Annotated in this window: 19 protein-coding genes and 1 riboswitch; of the genes, 11 read left to right on the top strand and 8 right to left on the bottom strand. The window is 30.9% G+C overall.

What is annotated here, in order from left to right:
• Positions 1-12 precede the first annotated feature (12 nt).
• A complete protein-coding gene (locus tag RG22_RS13305; protein ID WP_034044104.1) occupies positions 13-789 on the top strand; it encodes a carboxypeptidase-like regulatory domain-containing protein in 777 nt (258 codons plus the stop codon).
• A gap of 180 nt (positions 790-969) precedes the next feature.
• Positions 970-1,719: a carboxypeptidase-like regulatory domain-containing protein gene (locus tag RG22_RS13300; RefSeq protein ID WP_081997727.1), complete on the top strand. Its 750-nt coding sequence runs from the start codon at positions 970-972 to the stop codon at positions 1,717-1,719.
• Positions 1,720-1,741: 22 nt separating this feature from the next.
• Here the strand turns inward: RG22_RS13300 and RG22_RS13295 are convergent, their stop codons facing one another.
• Entirely contained in the window at positions 1,742-2,398 is a 657-nt protein-coding gene (locus tag RG22_RS13295) for a TrmH family RNA methyltransferase (RefSeq protein WP_034044100.1), read from the bottom strand.
• A 132-nt stretch (positions 2,399-2,530) separates the two neighbouring features.
• Between RG22_RS13295 and RG22_RS13290 the strand changes: the two genes are divergently transcribed.
• Positions 2,531-3,208: an SIR2 family NAD-dependent protein deacylase gene (locus RG22_RS13290; protein WP_034044098.1), complete on the top strand. Its 678-nt coding sequence runs from the start codon at positions 2,531-2,533 to the stop codon at positions 3,206-3,208.
• On the opposite strand, the gene RG22_RS13285 is transcribed toward RG22_RS13290, so the two are convergent.
• Together RG22_RS13285 and RG22_RS13280 are read right to left on the bottom strand one after the other, a co-directional pair.
• Positions 3,205-4,443 (bottom strand): glycosyltransferase family 4 protein, encoded by a 1,239-nt coding sequence (locus tag RG22_RS13285; protein WP_034044096.1) that lies wholly within the window; start codon positions 4,441-4,443, stop codon positions 3,205-3,207. The genes RG22_RS13290 and RG22_RS13285 overlap by 4 nt on opposite strands.
• A gap of 89 nt (positions 4,444-4,532) precedes the next feature.
• Entirely contained in the window at positions 4,533-5,006 is a 474-nt protein-coding gene (locus RG22_RS13280; protein ID WP_034046104.1) for a heme-binding domain-containing protein, read from the bottom strand.
• A 39-nt stretch (positions 5,007-5,045) separates the two neighbouring features.
• Here RG22_RS13280 and RG22_RS13275 point away from each other — a divergent pair, with 39 nt between their 5' ends.
• Positions 5,046-5,612 (top strand): hypothetical protein, encoded by a 567-nt coding sequence (locus RG22_RS13275; RefSeq protein WP_034044094.1) that lies wholly within the window; start codon positions 5,046-5,048, stop codon positions 5,610-5,612.
• 76 nt (positions 5,613-5,688) lie between these two features.
• Complete coding sequence (gene purB, locus RG22_RS13270; protein ID WP_034044092.1) at positions 5,689-7,032, top strand: adenylosuccinate lyase; 1,344 nt, start codon at positions 5,689-5,691, stop codon at positions 7,030-7,032.
• A 257-nt stretch (positions 7,033-7,289) separates the two neighbouring features.
• Here purB and RG22_RS13265 read toward each other — a convergent pair whose 3' ends face one another.
• The 4 genes from RG22_RS13265 to RG22_RS13250 form a co-directional block, all read right to left on the bottom strand.
• Positions 7,290-7,832 (bottom strand): DUF4252 domain-containing protein, encoded by a 543-nt coding sequence (locus RG22_RS13265; RefSeq protein WP_034044091.1) that lies wholly within the window; start codon positions 7,830-7,832, stop codon positions 7,290-7,292.
• A 23-nt stretch (positions 7,833-7,855) separates the two neighbouring features.
• Entirely contained in the window at positions 7,856-8,416 is a 561-nt protein-coding gene (locus RG22_RS13260; RefSeq protein ID WP_034046101.1) for a DUF4252 domain-containing protein, read from the bottom strand.
• Positions 8,417-8,512: 96 nt separating this feature from the next.
• Positions 8,513-8,983, bottom strand: a complete 471-nt coding sequence (locus tag RG22_RS13255) for a hypothetical protein (RefSeq protein WP_034044089.1) — start codon at positions 8,981-8,983, stop codon at positions 8,513-8,515.
• Positions 8,970-9,479, bottom strand: a complete 510-nt coding sequence (locus RG22_RS13250; protein WP_034044083.1) for an RNA polymerase sigma factor — start codon at positions 9,477-9,479, stop codon at positions 8,970-8,972. The genes RG22_RS13255 and RG22_RS13250 overlap by 14 nt, the downstream gene beginning before the upstream one ends.
• A 358-nt stretch (positions 9,480-9,837) precedes the next feature.
• Between RG22_RS13250 and RG22_RS13245 the strand changes: the two genes are divergently transcribed.
• A complete protein-coding gene (locus tag RG22_RS13245) occupies positions 9,838-11,337 on the top strand; it encodes a S41 family peptidase (RefSeq protein ID WP_034044080.1) in 1,500 nt (499 codons plus the stop codon).
• Positions 11,330-12,055 (top strand): Dph6-related ATP pyrophosphatase, encoded by a 726-nt coding sequence (locus tag RG22_RS13240; RefSeq protein WP_034044077.1) that lies wholly within the window; start codon positions 11,330-11,332, stop codon positions 12,053-12,055. Before RG22_RS13245 ends, RG22_RS13240 begins: the two co-directional genes overlap by 8 nt.
• A 126-nt stretch (positions 12,056-12,181) precedes the next feature.
• Here the strand turns inward: RG22_RS13240 and RG22_RS13235 are convergent, their stop codons facing one another.
• Positions 12,182-14,053, bottom strand: a complete 1,872-nt coding sequence (locus RG22_RS13235; RefSeq protein ID WP_034044075.1) for a TonB-dependent receptor plug domain-containing protein — start codon at positions 14,051-14,053, stop codon at positions 12,182-12,184.
• Positions 14,054-14,121: 68 nt separating this feature from the next.
• Positions 14,122-14,315, bottom strand: a riboswitch (cobalamin riboswitch).
• A 70-nt stretch (positions 14,316-14,385) separates the two neighbouring features.
• Between RG22_RS13235 and RG22_RS13230 the strand changes: the two genes are divergently transcribed.
• From RG22_RS13230 to RG22_RS13215, 4 genes are all read left to right on the top strand, one after another.
• Positions 14,386-15,528: an ABC transporter substrate-binding protein gene (locus tag RG22_RS13230; protein ID WP_156113387.1), complete on the top strand. Its 1,143-nt coding sequence runs from the start codon at positions 14,386-14,388 to the stop codon at positions 15,526-15,528.
• Positions 15,529-16,560: a FecCD family ABC transporter permease gene (locus RG22_RS13225; protein WP_034044072.1), complete on the top strand. Its 1,032-nt coding sequence runs from the start codon at positions 15,529-15,531 to the stop codon at positions 16,558-16,560.
• A 1-nt stretch (position 16,561) separates the two neighbouring features.
• Positions 16,562-17,356, top strand: a complete 795-nt coding sequence (locus RG22_RS13220) for an ABC transporter ATP-binding protein (protein ID WP_034044070.1) — start codon at positions 16,562-16,564, stop codon at positions 17,354-17,356.
• Positions 17,357-17,473: 117 nt separating this feature from the next.
• The gene (locus tag RG22_RS13215) at positions 17,474-19,159 is read left to right on the top strand and encodes a tetratricopeptide repeat protein (protein ID WP_034044068.1); all 1,686 of its coding nucleotides are present in this window, start codon (positions 17,474-17,476) and stop codon (positions 19,157-19,159) included.
• The last annotated feature ends 22 nt before the right edge of the window (positions 19,160-19,181 follow it).

Below are 19,181 nucleotides of genomic sequence, written 5' to 3'. Positions count from 1 at the left end.
AAATTTATGCAGATGAAAAACTATTTATTCCTTTTTACCTTTATATTAATGGCTGGGTTTTGTATGGCTCAAGATGCCGATAAAGTAATTGGTGTTGTTATTAATTCTGCTGATGATAGTGCCTTAGAAAGCGTAAACATTGTTAACCTTAATCAAGTTATTGGAACAACAACAAATAATAAAGGGGAGTTTCAAATTTCTGCAAAAGCTAATGACACACTACACTTTTCCTATTTAGGCTTTAAATCTATAAAAGTTAGAGTAACTAATGATTGGTTAAAATTTGGAAGCTCAAAAATTGAACTTACAGAATTAGCATTGGCACTTGAAGAAGTTGTTGTAAATCAATTAAAATTAACTGGTTATTTAGAAGTAGATATTAAACAAGTTCCAGCGGTTAATAACAATTACAGATATAGTATTTCTGGCTTACCAAGTACAGGTTACGAAGCTGGAAGACCAACAGCTGTTACTAAAATATTAGGCTCCATTTTTAATCCTGCCGATTTTTTATATCGCATGTTTGGAAAAAAACCCAACGAGTTGCGTAAGCTAAAAAAGATGAAACAGGATGATGAAATTAGAAACCTTTTAGCATCGCGTTTTGATAGAGAAATGCTAACCGTTTTGTTACAAGTAGATCGTGTAGATTTAGATGAAATTGTAAGTCAATGCAACTACTCAAAAGGGTTTATACAAACCGCTAACGATTTGCAAATACTAGACGCTATTAGCGAATGTTACGAAGAATATAAATTATTAAGTAGAGGACGAAGTAAACGTTTGTAATAATACTGTAATAATTCAAATTTTATAAGAGAAAACAATTATGTTCTCTCTTTTTTTATGCCATTAATTGATACTCCATTTGTTAATATTTAACTAATTACCCTGTTAAAGTCTCTTAATTAAAACACTTAGAATATTTAGATTGTATTTATTTGAAATATCTATTAACCACAATCGGTAATGCATCAACTAAAATTCGCTATCATTTTTCTATTTCCTATACTTATGCTTTCTCAAAACATAACAGGGAAAATTTATGATCAAGAATCAACTGTAAAAGGTGCTAAAATATATAATACAATCAAACGTATTACTACATATACAGACGACAAAGGTGATTTTAAATTATCTGCTTCTGTGAATGACACGTTGGTTTTTACTTCTTTATTCCATAAAGAGAAAAGATTAAAAATCATTAAAAATCATTTCAATGAGGTCTTAGTTATTGAACTTAAAAAGATTGTTAACAATTTAGATGAAGTATTAATTACAAAAGAAAACAAAACGTTTAATGAAAAAGTCCATACAGCAGATTTAGGTTTACAATTAAAAAATGATATAAAAAACAATCCACATTTATACGAACCACCACCAAACGGAAATATAGATTTCATAAAAATATTTGGGCTTGTCTCTAAACTTTTTAAAAGCAAGAAAGTAAAAGAAACTCCTATAGTTGTGATAACATACAAACAACTAGATTCTTTATTTTCTAACAGTAACTTTTTTAATAATAAACTATTGATTGATGATTTAAAAGTCCCCAAAGAGTACAGACTATTATTTTTTGATTATTGTGATGCTCAAAATATAAACAACAAACTTCTTTTAGATGAAAATAAAATTTTGTTTTTAGATAAATTATTCAATTACAGTAAAGAGTTCTTTAAAATACTTTCTGAGTATGAAAATTCAGCAGCTAAAAATTAGTATTATACTTATTACAATATTACTATTGGCTTGAGTAAAAACGCTCAACAATATCGTCATAACTCTTAATTGTTTTTTTACACCAATCTAAACGTTTCATAAATACTTCTTCCTCAGCTAGTTGCCAATTAACATTTGTTTGTTTCAACTTTACTGTAACATACTGCAAGATAATTGCCGCTGAAACCGAAATGTTTAAACTCTCAGTAAAACCAACCATAGGTATTTTCAAAAAACAATCAGCCTCATCAATAACCTCTTTAGATAAGCCTTCTGTTTCTCTTCCGAAGAAAAAACACGATTTTTTAGTTACATCAAAATCATGTAATTCACAGTCATTAGTATGTGGTGTTGTCGCTACTATTTGATAACCTTTTTCTTTTAAGTCTTGCAAACAATCTTTGACTAAATGAAATCTATTTACGTCTACCCATTTTTGAGCACCCATTGCTATTTCTCTATCAATGCGCTTAGAGTTTCGCTCTTCAACAATATTTACTTCCTGTATCCCAAACACATCGCAACTACGTATTACAGCACTTGTATTATGCAATTGATACACATCTTCGGTTGCCACTGTAAAATGTTTGGTACGCTGCGATAAAACAACATCAAAACGTGCTTTACGCGATTCGGTTAAATAACCTTCTAAATGTTTTAAAAGTTTGAAATCTGTCATCTTTCAAAAATACAAATGTCATTACGAGGAACAAAGTGACGTGGTAACCTTTTTATATGAAGTTGAATAAAAGATTACTACATCATACAAAAGCATGATTCGCAATGACGCTAAAGTTAGTATATTTATAAAATGAAACATATCGTTATACTTACAGGAGCAGGTATGAGTGCCGAAAGTGGCATAAAAACCTTTAGAGATGCTGATGGTTTATGGGAAGGGTACAATGTTATGGAAGTGGCAACTGCCGAAGGTTTTTCAGCAAACCCAGAATTGGTGTTAGATTTTTACAACCAACGACGAAGACAATTGTTTGAAGTTGAGCCCAACACAGCACATTACAATTTAGCAGCATTAGAAAACGAGTTTAAAGTTACTATAATTACCCAAAATGTAGACGATTTACACGAGCGCGCCGGAAGTACTAATGCGATACATTTACATGGCGAATTATTAAAAGTGCGTAGTACATTTGACGACAAAGACGTACAACATTGGACAACCGATTTAATTTTGGGTGATATATGCAAAAAAGGATACCAATTACGACCACATATTGTTTGGTTTGGTGAAGATGTTCCTATGATTCCAAAGGCTATTGATATTTGCGAAACTGCCGATATTTTAATTATTATTGGCACAAGCATGCAAGTGTATCCTGCAGCAAGTTTAATGCATTATGTGCCAAAAAACACACCTACTTATTTTATTGACCCAAAACCTAATGTTGACAACAAAAAGAATTTAACTGTTATTGTAGAACCTGCTACGGTTGGGATAAAAAAGGTTATTGACTTATTAAAAAGCTAAGATGCTTTATTCTTCTCCTCAATCCATTTATTCATAAATTTGGTACTCTGTTGTGTATGGTGTTGCAGCATTTGTCCTGTAAAATTGTTGAAGCGATTTTCGTGTAAATTCTTAGTAGTTTCTTCTATTTTATAAATCAAATCTTTTTCAAAACACACTTTATTAAATCGTGTATTAATAATTTCAAATCCGTTTTGCTGTTTTGTTTTCCATAAAACTTCATTTTTATATAATTCGACAGCTTTATTAGCAAATCCTTGTGGATTATCTTCTACAAACCCATTAGGTCTTAAATTCCCAAACATACCTTCTGCTCCAATAGTTGTCGTAACACATGGCGTTCCGTTTTGCATAGCATCAATCAACTTTCCTTTTAAGCCAGCTCCAAATCGAATTGGTGCTAAACATATTTTTGATTGCCGCATTACTTCGCTTACATCTTCAGCAAAACCTTTTATTAAAAAGCCTTCTTTTTTATTATGCAACTGATTTACTTTTTGTGAAGCATATGCACCATATATGTTTAAATCTGCCTTAGGCAGTTGTTCTTTTATTAATGGCCAAATGGTTTCTTTTAAATACAAAACGGCATTATAGTTAGGTTCATGCAAAAAATTACCAATAGTTACAAAATGTTCCCGTTCGTTAAACTTTGGAAGCTTTTCAATATATTCTTTTGAAATTTTATCTAACAGAAAAGGTAAATAAACCAACAAAGATTCGTCAACTTTAAATTGATTTTTTAAAAGTCTCATTTCAGCTTCCGAAATAATCAAACTCAAATCACTTCTATAAATACTGGCAATTTCTCGCTTTGCGGTATCATTAAATAAATAAGATGTATTAAAAACTTTACCTTCTTTTAATGCTTGTTGTCTGCCTTTTCGTAAACCATGCAAATCTTCAGTATCAAGAATTCTTAGCGCATTTGGGCATTGTTCTGCAAGACGCCAACCAAATTGTTCTTCGGTCATAAAACGATCAAACAGGACAATATTTGGATTTAACTCTTTTACAAAAACATCAAAACTTGAATGATTTAATTTGATGTTTACTTGCTCAATTCCAATAGTTTTCATATCGAAAGCATTATCACTTTTAGCACAAGCACTTGCAAATGTTATTTGATAATTTGCAGATTGAAACACCTCAATTAACTGCATCATCCTACTACCTGCTGCAGAACTTTTTGGTTCTGGCCATACAAAACCAATGATTAATAATTTTTTATTCATAAAAAATTCTAAAAATCAAATATTCAAAATCTAAATTCCAAAAGCAAAACGCATCTCATCGGAATTTGTATTTTTTTGGAATTTCACATTTATTCGGGTTTTGGTTCCAAACTATACTTTAATCGCACTTTTTTTGCCCAATTTATAACTTCGTTAATTTGAACTTCAGTTAATTTAGCTTCACTATGCGTCCATGTATAAGAATTTAAAGGCATTTCTTTGGCTTCAACCATTTCAATGAGTTCTTCAAATTTATGGTCTTTTCGTTTTACTGAATTTCCCTCCCATTTTGACACATTAAAATGTTTCTTTCCGTCTTTTACATGACTAGCTAACCAATAGTTAATTGGTGTAATATTATTATACCACGGATATCGGGTAACATCGCTATGGCAATCGTAGCAACTTTTCTTTAAAATGAGTTTTACATTTTCTGGCGGATTCGTTTCGTCTAAAAAAGCATCAATTGAAGCTAAATCACCTTCGTTTTTATTTGGATTAAAAAATTGAGCCACAACAAATACCACAAGTAACACTAAAAGTATCTTTTTTATTTTTCGCATTTTACTTAATTTTAGATTTTTAAAAATACTAAAATTCATTTGACTACAGAGCAACTTTATAACGAATTAAATTACGTAAATCATTCTCGTGAAAAGCGCTTATATTATGCCAATTTAGTAATTAATAACCCCGATTTAATTCCAAAATTATTAGAAATACTATTTAGAGTAGATGATAAAATTTCGCCACGAGCCGCTTGGGTTTTTGAGTTTATGTGCAACAATAATATAAACACTATAATTCCGTATTTAGACACTTTTATTGAAAATATACATAAAGTTCATATAGATTCTGCTGTTAGGCCAGTAGCTAAAATATGTGAGCTTTTAGCAACAGCTTATACTTTTAAAACAGATAATGATATAAAAAAGGCTTTAACAGAAACCCATAAAGAGCGTATTATAGAGGTGTGTTTTGATTATATGATTAATGATGAAAAAATTGCTCCAAAAGCCTACTCAATGAATACCCTTTTTTTATTTGGAAAAGATTATGATTGGGTGTATCCGGAATTAGCACTTATTTTAGAACGTGATTTTCAGATGCAGAGTTCGGGTTTTAAGGCTAGAGCTCGTCATATATTAAAAAAAATAAAGAAACATTAATCTTTAAAACCATAAAAAACTTACGTCTTCGGTCTAAAAAAACTATCTTTGCAACTTCTTAAAAACAACACAAAACATGTCATTATCACCACTAAACGCCATCTCTCCAATTGACGGAAGATATAGAAATAAAGTAAACGAATTAGCAGCTTATTTTTCTGAAGAAGCTCTAATAAAATATCGTGTTTTAGTTGAAATTGAATACTTTATTTCACTTTGCGAAATTCCATTACCGCAGCTTGAAACAATTGATAATAATATTTTTGAAAATCTGAGAACAATTTACAAAGATTTTTCTACTGAAGATGCTTTGGCAATTAAAAAAATTGAAAGTGTAACCAATCACGATGTTAAAGCAGTTGAATATTTTATAAAAGAAAAATTTGATGCTTTAGACTTATCTCAATATAAAGAGTTTATTCACTTTGGTTTAACCTCGCAAGACATAAACAACACCGCTGTGCCTTTAAGTATTAAAGAAGCGATGAATGATGTTTATGTACCAGAATATTTAGCAGTTTTAGAAAAGCTTAAAAGTTTATCTCAAGATTGGTCTACTATCCCTATGCTAGCCAGAACTCATGGTCAGCCAGCTTCTCCAACACGTTTAGGCAAAGAAATTGAAGTTTTTGTAGTGCGTTTAAAAGAACAATTTAATTTATTGAACGATATACCAAGTGCTGCTAAATTTGGTGGTGCAACGGGTAATTTTAACGCACATCATGTGGCTTATCCAAACATTAATTGGAAAGCTTTTGGTTCTAAATTTGTACAAGAAAAACTAGGGTTACAACATTCGTTTCCAACAACGCAGATAGAGCATTACGACCATATGGCGGCACTGTTTGACACACTTAAACGTATTAACACTATTATTCTAGATTTAGATAGAGATATTTGGACCTATGTTTCTATGGATTATTTTAAGCAGAAAATTAAAGCAGGTGAAGTTGGTAGCTCTGCAATGCCACACAAAGTAAACCCAATTGATTTTGAAAACTCTGAAGGTAACCTAGGCATTGCTAATGCTATTTTTGAACACCTTTCAGCTAAACTTCCAGTTTCAAGACTACAACGTGACTTAACGGACAGCACTGTTTTACGTAATGTTGGCGTACCTTTTGGACATACTTTAATTGGTTTTAAATCGACTTTAAAAGGATTGGATAAATTGCTTTTAAATGAACCTAAATTTGCACAAGATTTAGAAAATAATTGGGCTGTTGTTGCCGAGGCTATTCAAACCATTTTACGTCGCGAAGGGTATCCAAATCCTTATGAAGCTTTAAAAGGTTTAACGCGAACCAATACTAAAATAAATCAAGAATCTATTTCTAATTTTATTGATACTTTAGAGGTCTCCAACACAATAAAAGAAGAATTAAAACGTATTACTCCTAGTAATTATACTGGAATTTAATTTTTATGTTAAGCGATAAACAATCTTTAATATTATGTGGCTTAATGGCTGGTGGCATTTTTGTTGCTGGAATATTAGAAATTCTTAACAATTTTATTGTTTTAACCATACTTACTATTATTTTTCTAGCTGTTATTATTAATATTTTTTACGTTCACAAAATTTCAAAAAAAAGAAAATAATACTACATTTATAAACAAAAAAAGGGTTGTTGAAAATTTTCAACAACCCTTTTTGATTAACATAATTACTATAAATTACTTAAAGAAATTCATAATATCTTGAATTTGATTTTCATCAACATTTGCCTTTTGCATGGCAGTTACCAAGGTTACCATTTTATCTGGGTTCATATCATTACCCAATACACGAACAATTCCAAATCCTAATTCTTTTGCACTACCAAAAATAACAACCTCATCTGCTTCATCATCTGTACCAATATATTTTACAATAATTTTATTTCCTTTATCACTAAATTCCATTAAAGCATTATATTTTTTATTGCTTAAAATAGTTTTTACTTTTTCTAATTCTGCTTTAAAGGTTTCGGCTTCTGTACCATCTACTTTATAGCCTAAAAAGTTTAATCGTTTTACAGATTTATAAGCTTCTTTTTGCTCATCTGTAAATTTAGAATCATCTATTTCTACCATTGATATTGGTATATCTTGCGAAATAAAATTTGATGCTTCCTGATTGTCTACAAAATAAGTTTGTAAACTTTTACCATCGTTACAGCTTATAAAAACTACTGCTACAATTAATACTAATATGATATGTTTTGCTGTTCGTTGCATGATTGATGATGTTTGCTTATTTATTAATTCTTTTTCTCTAAATGTTTTCCTCCAGGAATATTCATTTTATTAGTAAGCTTAGAGATTTCATTCAAATCAATATCGCCTGTCATCGATACCACTACGGTTTCAATTTTACGCTCTTTCCCGTTAATTTCAATTTTATCATCCATCATTTTATCAATACCATTTACAAAAATTAAAAGCTCTTTAACATGGTCTGAATCTTTTCCTTCTTTCACATAAAATTTAACTTCGGTACCATCATCTTTCACTTCCATTAATTCTTCTAATCCTCCAGAACGCGATTTAACCCATTTGGCAATATCAGCAGATATGGCTTTATTATCGGTTACAATCGTTTTAAAACTGGTAATACTTTTTACCATATCCATGTAAGCTTTGGCTTCTTCATCTTCAACATTAATACCCATTTTTGCTATCATTTGAAACATTTTTGGTTTAATATTAACATAAGTCACATCGTTATTGTCGCTATATTTATCAAAAATATTGCTTTGTGCCATTCCGGTTATTGGCAATAACATAATTGCCATTACAAATACTATTAATTTATTTTTCATTGTTCTTGTTTTTAGTTTATTTGTGTTCATTAATTCTTTTTTTTGATACTGAAACACACTTCGACAAGCTCAGTGCAAGATTTCAGCACATGTTAATTAGTTTTTAAAAATTATACTTGTTGCATTATCAATTTCGTTAAGATACCCAAGTGTCGAAGTGCCTTTGTTTACTTCGTTTAAATATCCAACAGTCGATGTGCCTTTATTTAAACTTTGGGAAATCATTTCCATAGATTTCGAAAACTCGTTAAAAGCTAATTGCGGATCTTCATAAGTTCCTAAATCATTATTAAATGATTTACCAAAATAAAATCCTAACATAAGAACAGCAACTGCAGCAACCGATAGCCATTTGTAATTGAATGTACGTTTAGTTTTTAATGGCACGTCTTTAGTAAATTGTTCTTGTTGGTTTACCAAAAAATAGTTGAACATGGGTTTATACATTTCTAAATGTGGTGCAACCGTGTCGTTAGAAAAATAGTTTTTCAACACTTGCTCTTCTTTTAGTGATGTCTCACCCTTTTCGTACTTTTCTAGTAAGTTTTCTATATTATTTAATACCATAATTATGTGTATTAGTTAATTTTTCTCGTATTGTTTTTCTTGCTCTCGATAAGTTTACGCGTACTGCTGTATTATTCATATCTAGCATTTTTGCAATCTCATCGTAATCGTATTCTTCTATATCTCGTAGTTGAATTATCATGCGTTGTTGTTCGGGTAAATCTTCAATAATTTTTGCTACCCAATTAACACTATCATTTAATTCAACCTGTTTCTGTAACGATGTGTCTTTCGATTCATAATTACTATGTACAATTTTTAAATTTTGTGCTTGCTTAGATTTTAATTTATCAAAACAAAAATTCTTTGTCATCGTCATCGAAAAAGCTTCCACATTTTTATACTCAACAATCTTCTTTTTGTTATTCCATAATTTCAACAAAACCTCCTGTGTCGCATCTTCAGCTTCTTCAGTCGATATTAGTAAACGTTTTGCTAAACGAAATACTTTATCCTTAAAAGGCATTACAATATTTAAAAACTCTATCTGAGTCATCTTTGGTTTGGTTTAGTTTAAAACTGCTTAGTTATGGCTGTTTAATGTTACGACGACCATCTATTTGTTTTGTTACATCACAAATAAAAAAAATAAATATTTGGGCGTAACCCTGTGCTTCGAGTACCTCTGCAACCGTCGGGTCGGACTTTCACAAGTCGCTCTCTGCGAAGAGTTCCAACAATTGCTCAATCCCTTATGCGGATCTATAGATTAAGTTTCAGTAAAACATTAATTTTCATCTTAATTTATAAAAGTTATAAAATTACATTCAACGAAATTTCAAGTGTTTATTTTTTATTAAACAATAATGTAAGTAAATTTAGGGTTTTATAGACTACTTATATAAAATAATGCTATGCGACATTTAAAAACCCTTATTCTACTATTTATAGTTTCATCTTTCACAGTAGGCTGTTTTGAAGATAATGATGACACCCAAATTTCTGCAAGCCAGATAAACGATTTTGTTTGGAAAGGTATGAATACGTTTTATCTTTATAAGGATGATGTACCAGACCTCGCTAACGATAGGTTTTCCTCAAATGGCGATTATGCCAATTACTTAAATACATTTTCTACACCTGATGATTTATTTAATAGCTTAAAATACCAACCCGAAACCGTTGATAGATTTAGTTGGATTGTTAGCGATTATATTGCTTTAGAGCAACTTTTTAGTGGTATTATTACTAGTAATGGTATGGAATTTGGTACATTTCGTTTTTCTTCAACCGATACAAATATTTACGGTTATGTGCGTTACGTATTACCAAATACAAGTGCAGCTAGCCAAGGTGTGAAACGAGGTGATATTTTTTATGCCGTAAACGGAACACAACTTACTTTAGATAATTGGAGAACATTATTAAGCCCAGAAAATTACATTATTAATATAGGTAACTATACCGATAATGGCACACCAGAAACAACAGACGATTCTGTTACCAATACCTCAGAAACTATTGCATTATCTAAAGCACAATACACAGAAAACCCCGTTTTACTTAGCAAAACTTTAGACATCGGCAGCACTAAAGTGGCATATTTAATGTATAATGGGTTTACAGGAACCGATCAATTTAATGCAGAATTAAACGATATATTTGGTGCATTTAAAAGTGCTAATGCAACAGAGTTAGTGCTCGATTTAAGATACAACCCTGGAGGTTCGGTAAATACTGCTATATTATTATCAAGTATGATTACGGGACAATTTACTGGCGATGTGTTTAGCACAGAACAATGGAATGCTGAGTTTCAAGAGGCTTTTGAAAATGAAAACCCAGAATTATTAATAAATAGATTTGTAAATAATAACGATGGAGCTGCTTTAAATAGCTTAAACTTATCAAGAGTTTTTATACTAACAACTAGATCTAGTGCATCAGCAAGTGAATTAGTAATTAACAGCCTATCACCATATATAGATGTCGTACAGATAGGAACAACAACAACAGGAAAATATCAAGCGTCAAGAACATTGTACGATTCTCCAAATTTTAGTAGATCTGGTGCTAACCCAAGTCATACATACGCTATGCAACCACTTATTTTTAAATCATTAAATGTTAACGGTGTCACTGATTATTTTGATGGACTTTCTCCAGACCAAAATAATATTCTAGGTGAAAGCATTAGAAATTTAGGAGTTTTAGGTGATGAGAACGAACCTTTACTTGCAAGAGCAATTAGTATTATTGATGGTTCAGGAAGATCTTCAATTACTACGAGTAGCAAAAGCGAAAATCTTATAAAGTTTACTGGTAACAGTAAAGATTTACTTCCTTTTTCAAATGAGATGTATATCGATAAAGACATTCCAGACCATTTAATAAAAAGAATTTTATTTGAATAAAAACAAAACCTATTTTAATTGGAGTTCTGGTAAAGATTCTGCTTTAGCACTATATCATTTATTAAAAGATGAACGTTATTTGGTTGACGAATTAATCACTACAATTAATAGCCATTACAACCGTGTATCTATGCACGGATTGAGAAAGGAATTACTAATTGCTCAAACCAACGCCATAAATATTCCAGCCAGTTTAATAGAACTTCCAGAAATGCCAAGTATGGAAGTTTACGAACAGAAAATGCTAGAAACCATTTCTAGATTAAAAAACGATGGTTTTACACATACCGCATTTGGCGATATTTTTCTAGAAGATTTAAGAGTTTATAGAGAAGGACAGTTAGCCAAACAAAACATCAAATCAGTATTTCCAATTTGGAAACGAGATACAAAAAAACTCTTAAACGAGTTTTTAGATTTAGGCTTTAAAACCATAATAGTTTGCGCAAACTCCAAATACTTCGGTAAAGACTTTGTAGGAACAATAATAGATAAAAACTTTATTAATAATTTACCCAAAGGTGTTGACCCTTGCGGCGAAAATGGAGAATTTCACACCTTTTGTTTTGATGGGCCTATTTTTAAAAACCCAATTGAATTTACTGTTGGCGAAAAAGTGTATCGTGAATATAACAACCCAAAATCAGAAGATAGTGATTCCGTTTGCATAAGTGATTCAGAGAAATACGGTGTTTGGTATTGCGATTTAATTCCATAAAAAAAGACCTAACTGGATTAAAAAACCAGTTAGGTCTATAATATTATTTTTCGTCAACCTGAATTCATTTCAGATTCTCATTAGAGTGGGATTCTAAAACAAGTTCAGAATGACCCCGCATAAAATTTATAAATTAATATTCAATCCTAAATTCACATTTCTTCCTTTTGTAGTATATCCTAAAATTTCGAAATAATCTTCGTTAAATACATTTGTTACACTAGTAAAAAGCTTCACTTTATTTTTAATGATTTTCTGACTAAAATATAAATCAATCAATGAAAAAGATTGTAATTCTTCGTTTGCAAACGTAGAAAAATTGGTATCTGTTCTACTTCCAACAAATTGATAATTTACTGAGGCATATGTGTTTTCACAAAAGCTATAACCTAAACTCGCATTGGCTTTATGCTTTGGTATTCTCAATCGCACCCCTTCTTTTAACTCGGTAAATGTATAGTTGGCAGAAATTGATAAATCTTTTACAACATCAACTTGTGCTTCTAATTCAAAACCATGAACCGTAGCATTAGTAGTTGCATTTTCATAACCCGTTGTATAGATTATTGTATTCTCTTCTTTTCTATTAAAATACACACCATTTACTCTAAATCCATTTTTATTAGAAAACTCCAATCCACCTTCAATCGTTACATTTTCTTCAGGCTCTAAATCTGGATTTGCTCCATAAAAACCAAATAGCTGCGATAAATTTGGTGCTATAAAGGATGTAGCATACGACCCAAAAACCTTAGTATATCCAGAATTTACAGGAATGCTGTACGACGGATTTAAACTATAAACCAAATGCGAACCATATTCACTATGATTATTAAATCGTGTTCCAGCGTTAATATTTAATCCGAAATCTGATACATAAACCATATTCAAATAAGGGTCTGTATTCGTGTAACTTTCCTCTGCAGCAAATTCACTTTTATAATCTGAATAATTTAAACCAACTATGGTATAAAAAGTTTTATTAAATACATATTTATTGAAGGCATCAATTACCAAACTTTTAGCGTCGGTTGGTGTAGAACCAAAATCTGAAATAGATTCTCTATCAACCTCTGTAATAGCTGCATTAATTTGAATGCTTCCGTTTTCGTAATTAAACTTTGGTGAAACTCCAAAACGTGTTTGCTCAGAAACATATTTATCATTAGTATCTGCTAACGTATACGTTGGTGCAGGAAAACCATCAATATCGGTTTTAAACTTATCGTAACTAGCAAAAGCACTAATTTCAAAAGCATAACTTATTTTATAACCTAATTTTAGATTAGTATTAAATCTTGAAAAAGGGTCTTTCTCTGGATTATCTGACTTTGCTGCCGATAAACCGTCTACGTATCTATTACCAAAATTTGCTAGATATACAAACTTATTTACTGTTCCGTTTACCGATACATTATTAGTAAAACTAGAACCGTTATAATTCAAATCGTCTTGCGTTTGATTGGTACCAATAACAGTTAAAAAACTTCCTGAAATTTCTTTTAATGATGATTCTTTAGTCGTAATATTAATTACCGCAGTTGCTGCAGCATTTCCGTAAAGCGTACTTGCAGCACCTTTAATAATTTCGATAGATTCAACCGTGTTTAAATCTAATAATCGTAAATCAAAATCGTTTGCTACAATAGATGGGTCGTTAACTTGAATACCATCAATAAGCACCAAAACCTGCCTGTTATTTCCGCCTCTTATAAAATTACCTAAATTCTGCCCTTCTGCACTTCTGCTACCATTAATTTCAATACCGCTTTTGGTATTTATTAATTCTGCAATACTTCGCCCTTGATTATTTTCAATCTCTTTTTTAGAAATTTTAATAACCGTTTTTCCTGAATTTTCACGCTTTAATTTAAAGCGAGAATCGGTAATAACAACTTCATCTAGTTGCTCTACTTTTGTTGAATCGATTTGTTGTTGTGTAAAACCAACCAAAGAGAATCCTAAACATAGGAGTCCAAAAACATTTACTTTTTTCATTTAAATGAATAATTACTCGGAATGGTAAGGTGTTAACCATACTCAAACTTTTATCCCGAAAGTTTAACTTATTTGTTTTGAAAATGGCAGGTCTCCTGACTTGCGTCTTCATGTTGGTCTTCCCAGAAATAAAATTCCAGTGACAAGAAGTTAAACATGAAGCTTTATAGCTTACAGTTGCGGGAACAGTTCTAGAATTTCACTAGATTCCCTTTTAATCCGTTCATGTGAAGTGAACAAAACCAAATTTCATTGCAAAAGTAAACATTCCTCCTAATGTTTATATTAAAACTTTAAATAATATTACTTTTGAAATGAATAAAATTTGAATTTTGAAAAAAAATGCCCTCTTATTAGTTCTACTGTTCATTTTGTCTTGTAAAAATGAATCAAAAGAACAACTAACTAAAACTGTTGAAAGCAATCAGCTCGAATTAAAATATGCCAATGGATTTTCTATTAAAAATTATTCCACTTATAAAATACTAGAAATTAAAAACCCATGGCCTAAATCCGAAAAAAGTTACCGCTATGTTTTAATTAATAAAAAAAATGCAGCGAAAACAACTTTTATGAAAGATGAATTTGATGGTATTATTATTAATCCAATAAAAAAAATAGTCGTTACTTCAACTACTCACATTCCAGCTTTAGAATTGTTAAATGTTGAACAAACTTTAGTTGGATTTCCTGGAACTGATTTTATTTCTTCAGAAAAAATAAGAACTCATATTGACAACAAAAGAATAAGAGAACTTGGTAAAAATGAAAGTATAAACACCGAGATTTTATTAGAGCTAAACCCGAATGTTGTAATTGGATTTGGTATTGATGGTAATAATAAAACGTTTGAAACCATTAAAAAATCAGGAATTCCAGTAATTTATAATGGTGATTGGGTTGAGGGTTCTCCATTAGCAAAAGCAGAATGGATTAAGTTTTTTGGAGCACTTTACAACAAAGAAAAAGAAGCAGATTCTATTTTTAATACCATTGAAAAGAATTACTTAGAAGCAAAAAAATTGGCACAAACTGTAAAAAACAAACCCACTATTTTAAGTGGAGCTATGCATAGCGATATTTGGTATTTGCCAAACGGAACAAGTACCGAAGCACAATTATTAAAAGACGCTAATACCAATTACCTGTGGAAAGACAGCAAAGGTTATGGAAGTTTAAAACTTAGTTTTGAAACCGTTTTTACAAAAGCTAAAGATGCCGATATTTGGTTAAATCCATCAAATTACACAAGTTTAAAAGCACTAAAAAATACAAGTTCACATAATACCATGTTTACTGCGTTTAAAAATAAAAATGTTTATACTATTACAAATACTACAGGTAAAACAGGCGGTGTTTTATATTATGAATTAGGCATGACTAGACCAGATTTGGTGTTAAAAGACATTATTAAAATTTGCCATCCAGAATTATTAAAAGACTATAAACCATTCTTTTTAAAACCTTTAGAATAATTGTCAGTTTCAAAAACATATAAAGTTCCATTTATAACATTAATCATAGTGCTTTGGGTTTGTTTTATAACTAACATAAGTTTAGGTTCGGTTTATATTCCTTTAAAAGATGTATTTAATGGTCTTATAGGTAATACTACAGCACAAGAAGCATGGCAACATATAATCCAAAATTACAGATTACCAAAGGCTATAACTGCTATTTTAGTGGGCTCTGGGTTAGGTATTTCTGGGCTTTTAATGCAAACCCTTTTTAGGAACCCGTTGGCTGGTCCTTTTGTACTGGGTATAAGTTCGGGGGCAAGTTTAGGTGTGGCATTAATTATTTTAGGTTCTGGTTTATTTGGCGGCCTTTTTGCATCGCTTTTTATATCTAAATGGGGCATTGTAATCGCAGCTAGTTTAGGAAGTTTTTTGGTACTCTTAGCTGTTCTAATGGTTTCAATTAAAGTGCGAGATACCATGGCTATTCTTATTATCGGACTCATGTTTGCAAGTATAACGGCTGCCATAGTAAGTGTCCTTTCATATTTTGGTTCTGCCGAACAATTACAACAATACATTTTTTGGGGTTTTGGAAGTCTTGGTAATTTGTCTTGGCATGAATTATTTATTTTTTCTATAATTTTTAGTTTGGGTATTCTATTAAGCATTATATCCATTAAATCTTTAAATACCTTACTTTTAGGTGAAAATTATGCTACAAGTTTAGGTTTAAACATAAAAAGAAGTCGGTTAATTATTATTGCTGCTACAAGTTTGCTTGCTGGCACAATTACAGCTTTTGCTGGTCCAATTGCTTTTATTGGTCTGGCAATTCCGCACATAACACGACAAATTTTTAACACCTCTAATCATAAAATATTATTACCAGCTGTTTTTTTATTAGGCGCCATTGTCATGTTAATTTGCGATAGTATTGCTCAATTACCACATAGCGATTACACTTTACCTATTAATGCTATTACATCTTTAATTGGCGCCCCAGTGGTGATTTGGTTATTGGTTAGAAAACGAAAAATGGTGTTTTAATATGAATAAAAATGAATCACATATCATACTAAAAACAGAAAACTTAACTATTGGTTATTCAACTAAGAAACTACAAACTGCTGTAGCTTCAAATATAAATATTGAGTTAGAGAAAGGTGAATTAGTTGGTTTAATTGGCGCCAATGGTATAGGGAAATCCACTTTAATTAGAACTTTAACTAATGTTCAAAAACCTTTAAAGGGGCATATTTTTATTAATGAAAAGAATATTTCAGCTTATCAAGCTGTTGATTTGGCAAAGGTTATGAGCTTGGTTTTAACCGAGCAAATAGCATCTAAAAATTTAACCGTTTTTGAGCTGATTGCATTAGGCAGACAACCATACACAAGTTGGATTGGTAATTTATCTGAACATGATATAACCATTATAAATAAATCTTTAACTCAAACAAATATTGATGATTTAAAGCACAAAAAGTGTTTTGAATTAAGCGACGGACAATTACAAAAGGTAATGATTGCACGTGCTTTGGCACAAGATACCGATTTAATTATTTTAGATGAACCTACAACGCATCTTGATATGTATCATAAAGCATACATATTAAAATTGCTTCAGAAATTAGCTAAAGACACTAATAAAACCATTCTGTTTTCGTCTCACGAAATAGATTTAGCCATTCAATTATGCGATAAACTTATTGTAATGACTAATAAGGAAGTGGTTTCAAACCAACCGTGTAACCTTATAAAAAAAGGAACTTTCAACTCATTATTCCCAAAAGATTTAATTGCTTTTGATGAAACTACAGGTAGTTTTAGAGTCAAGAAGTAGTACTATTTCTTTTTCTATATTAATTTTTATTAACTTTACATAATTGAAAATCAATTTTTTAGCAGCTCTCTCCTTATTTACCAATGATTTTCTAATCGAATTTTAAATTATATTCCAATGAATTCATTAAAACTTTTTGCCTTAGTTTTTGGGTTATTATTATGCTTTAATTGTAAAAACAAAAATCCTAAACCCAATTCTGCATTGGCTTCAATAGATTTCTTGAGAGGTGATTTGTTATTGTGTGGAGATGGACAATTTGGAGAATTAAAATTTTCGCTATCATGCGATTACGAAACAAGAGAAACTTTTGATTTAGCTGTAGCTTTATTACATTCATTTCAATACAATGAATCTGAAAAAGCTTTTGTTAAAGTTATTGATGCGGATCCTAATTGCCCAATGGCATATTGGGGTGTAGCCATGAGCATTTATCATGCTGCTTGGTTTCCACCATCAGAAGAAGATTTAATAAAAGGCTCCGCAGTATTAAAAATAGCAAAAGCATTATCGATGGATGATAAGCAAAGAGATTATATAAATGCTATTGATGCTTTTTATACCGATTGGAAAACTATAGACCACAAAACAAGAGCAAAACGCTTTGAAGATAAAATGGAAGCTATACATTTAAAACATCCAGAAGATATTGAAGCTGCTATTTTCTATTCCTTAGCTTTATTTTCTACTAGAGATCGTGTTGGAAAAGACTATATAAATGAAAGAAAAGCAGGTAAAATTCTTGAAGGTTTATTTGCAGAAAACCCAAATCACCCAGGTATTGCTCATTATATTATTCACAATTATGATAATCCCACTTTAGCTCAAAAAGGTTTAGAAACAGCTAGACGTTATGCTAGTATTGCTCCTTCTTCTGCTCATGCGCAACATATGCCTTCACATATTTTTACTAGATTAGGAATATGGGAAGAGTCTATAAATTCAAATTTACAATCAACAGAAAGCGCTAGATGTTATGCTGAGGCTGCTGCATTGTCTGGTTCATATTTTGAAGAATTACATGGTATTGATTATTTAGTATATGCTTACCTTCAAAATGGGGATAATAAAAATGCGGAAGAACAATATAATTTAATCAAACAAAGAAGAACATTCCATCCAACCATGTTAACAGCTATTACTTATCCTTTAGCAGCTATACCTGCGAGACTTGCTCTTGAGAATAAAGATTGGGAACGCGCAACTAACTTAGAATTACAAGACATAGAATTGGATTGGAATAAATTCCCTTGGCAGGAAGCCATTCATCACTTTGCTGTTGCTTTAGGTGCGGCAAACACAAAAGATTTTAATACCGTTGAGAAAAAAATTGAAATTTTAAAAACCCTATACCAAAACCTTATTGCTCAAAATGATAAAACAAAGGCCATTCAAGTTAAGCAAGTTAAAATTCAAATTATAACTGCTCAGGCATGGTTAAGCTTTAGAGGAAATGATTTAGAAAATGGTCTTAAATTGATGCAAGAAGCTGTAGATATAGAACGAAAAACAAGTAAGCATCCTGTTACACCAGGCGATGTATTACCTGCTATAGAATTACTTGGTGATATGCTTTTAGAATTGAATAAACCAGAAGAAGCATTAGCTGCTTTCGAAGAAAATTTAAAAGATCGTCCAAACAGGTTTAATGGTATTTATGGTGCTGCTATAGCATCAAAACAAAGTGGTAATATAGACAAAGCCACATTGTATTTTAATCAACTTATCGAACTAACCAATGGTATTAATAGCGAAAGACTCGAAATAAAAGAAGCTAAAATATTTCTTGAGCAAGCTATTTAGTAATACTCAAACTAATAATTTT

It is taken from the genome of Wocania ichthyoenteri Th78, from assembly GCF_000789235.1.
GTDB classification, from domain to species: domain Bacteria; phylum Bacteroidota; class Bacteroidia; order Flavobacteriales; family Flavobacteriaceae; genus Wocania_A; species Wocania_A ichthyoenteri.
This window is presented reverse-complemented; position numbering and strand designations above follow the sequence as displayed.

Coding starts and splice junctions, on each gene's coding strand:
- RG22_RS13250 (WP_034044083.1), bottom strand. CDS start 9,479: ATGACTCAGATAGAGTTTTTAAATATTGTAATGCCTTTTAAGGATAAA.
- purB (WP_034044092.1), top strand. CDS start 5,689: ATGTCATTATCACCACTAAACGCCATCTCTCCAATTGACGGAAGATAT.
- RG22_RS13265 (WP_034044091.1), bottom strand. CDS start 7,832: ATGCAACGAACAGCAAAACATATCATATTAGTATTAATTGTAGCAGTA.
- RG22_RS13220 (WP_034044070.1), top strand. CDS start 16,562: ATGAATAAAAATGAATCACATATCATACTAAAAACAGAAAACTTAACT.
- RG22_RS13285 (WP_034044096.1), bottom strand. CDS start 4,443: ATGAATAAAAAATTATTAATCATTGGTTTTGTATGGCCAGAACCAAAA.
- RG22_RS13300 (WP_081997727.1), top strand. CDS start 970: ATGCATCAACTAAAATTCGCTATCATTTTTCTATTTCCTATACTTATG.
- RG22_RS13245 (WP_034044080.1), top strand. CDS start 9,838: ATGCGACATTTAAAAACCCTTATTCTACTATTTATAGTTTCATCTTTC.
- RG22_RS13235 (WP_034044075.1), bottom strand. CDS start 14,053: ATGAAAAAAGTAAATGTTTTTGGACTCCTATGTTTAGGATTCTCTTTG.
- RG22_RS13255 (WP_034044089.1), bottom strand. CDS start 8,983: ATGGTATTAAATAATATAGAAAACTTACTAGAAAAGTACGAAAAGGGT.
- RG22_RS13295 (WP_034044100.1), bottom strand. CDS start 2,398: ATGACAGATTTCAAACTTTTAAAACATTTAGAAGGTTATTTAACCGAA.
- RG22_RS13305 (WP_034044104.1), top strand. CDS start 13: ATGAAAAACTATTTATTCCTTTTTACCTTTATATTAATGGCTGGGTTT.
- RG22_RS13260 (WP_034046101.1), bottom strand. CDS start 8,416: ATGAAAAATAAATTAATAGTATTTGTAATGGCAATTATGTTATTGCCA.
- RG22_RS13280 (WP_034046104.1), bottom strand. CDS start 5,006: ATGCGAAAAATAAAAAAGATACTTTTAGTGTTACTTGTGGTATTTGTT.
- RG22_RS13215 (WP_034044068.1), top strand. CDS start 17,474: ATGAATTCATTAAAACTTTTTGCCTTAGTTTTTGGGTTATTATTATGC.
- RG22_RS13290 (WP_034044098.1), top strand. CDS start 2,531: ATGAAACATATCGTTATACTTACAGGAGCAGGTATGAGTGCCGAAAGT.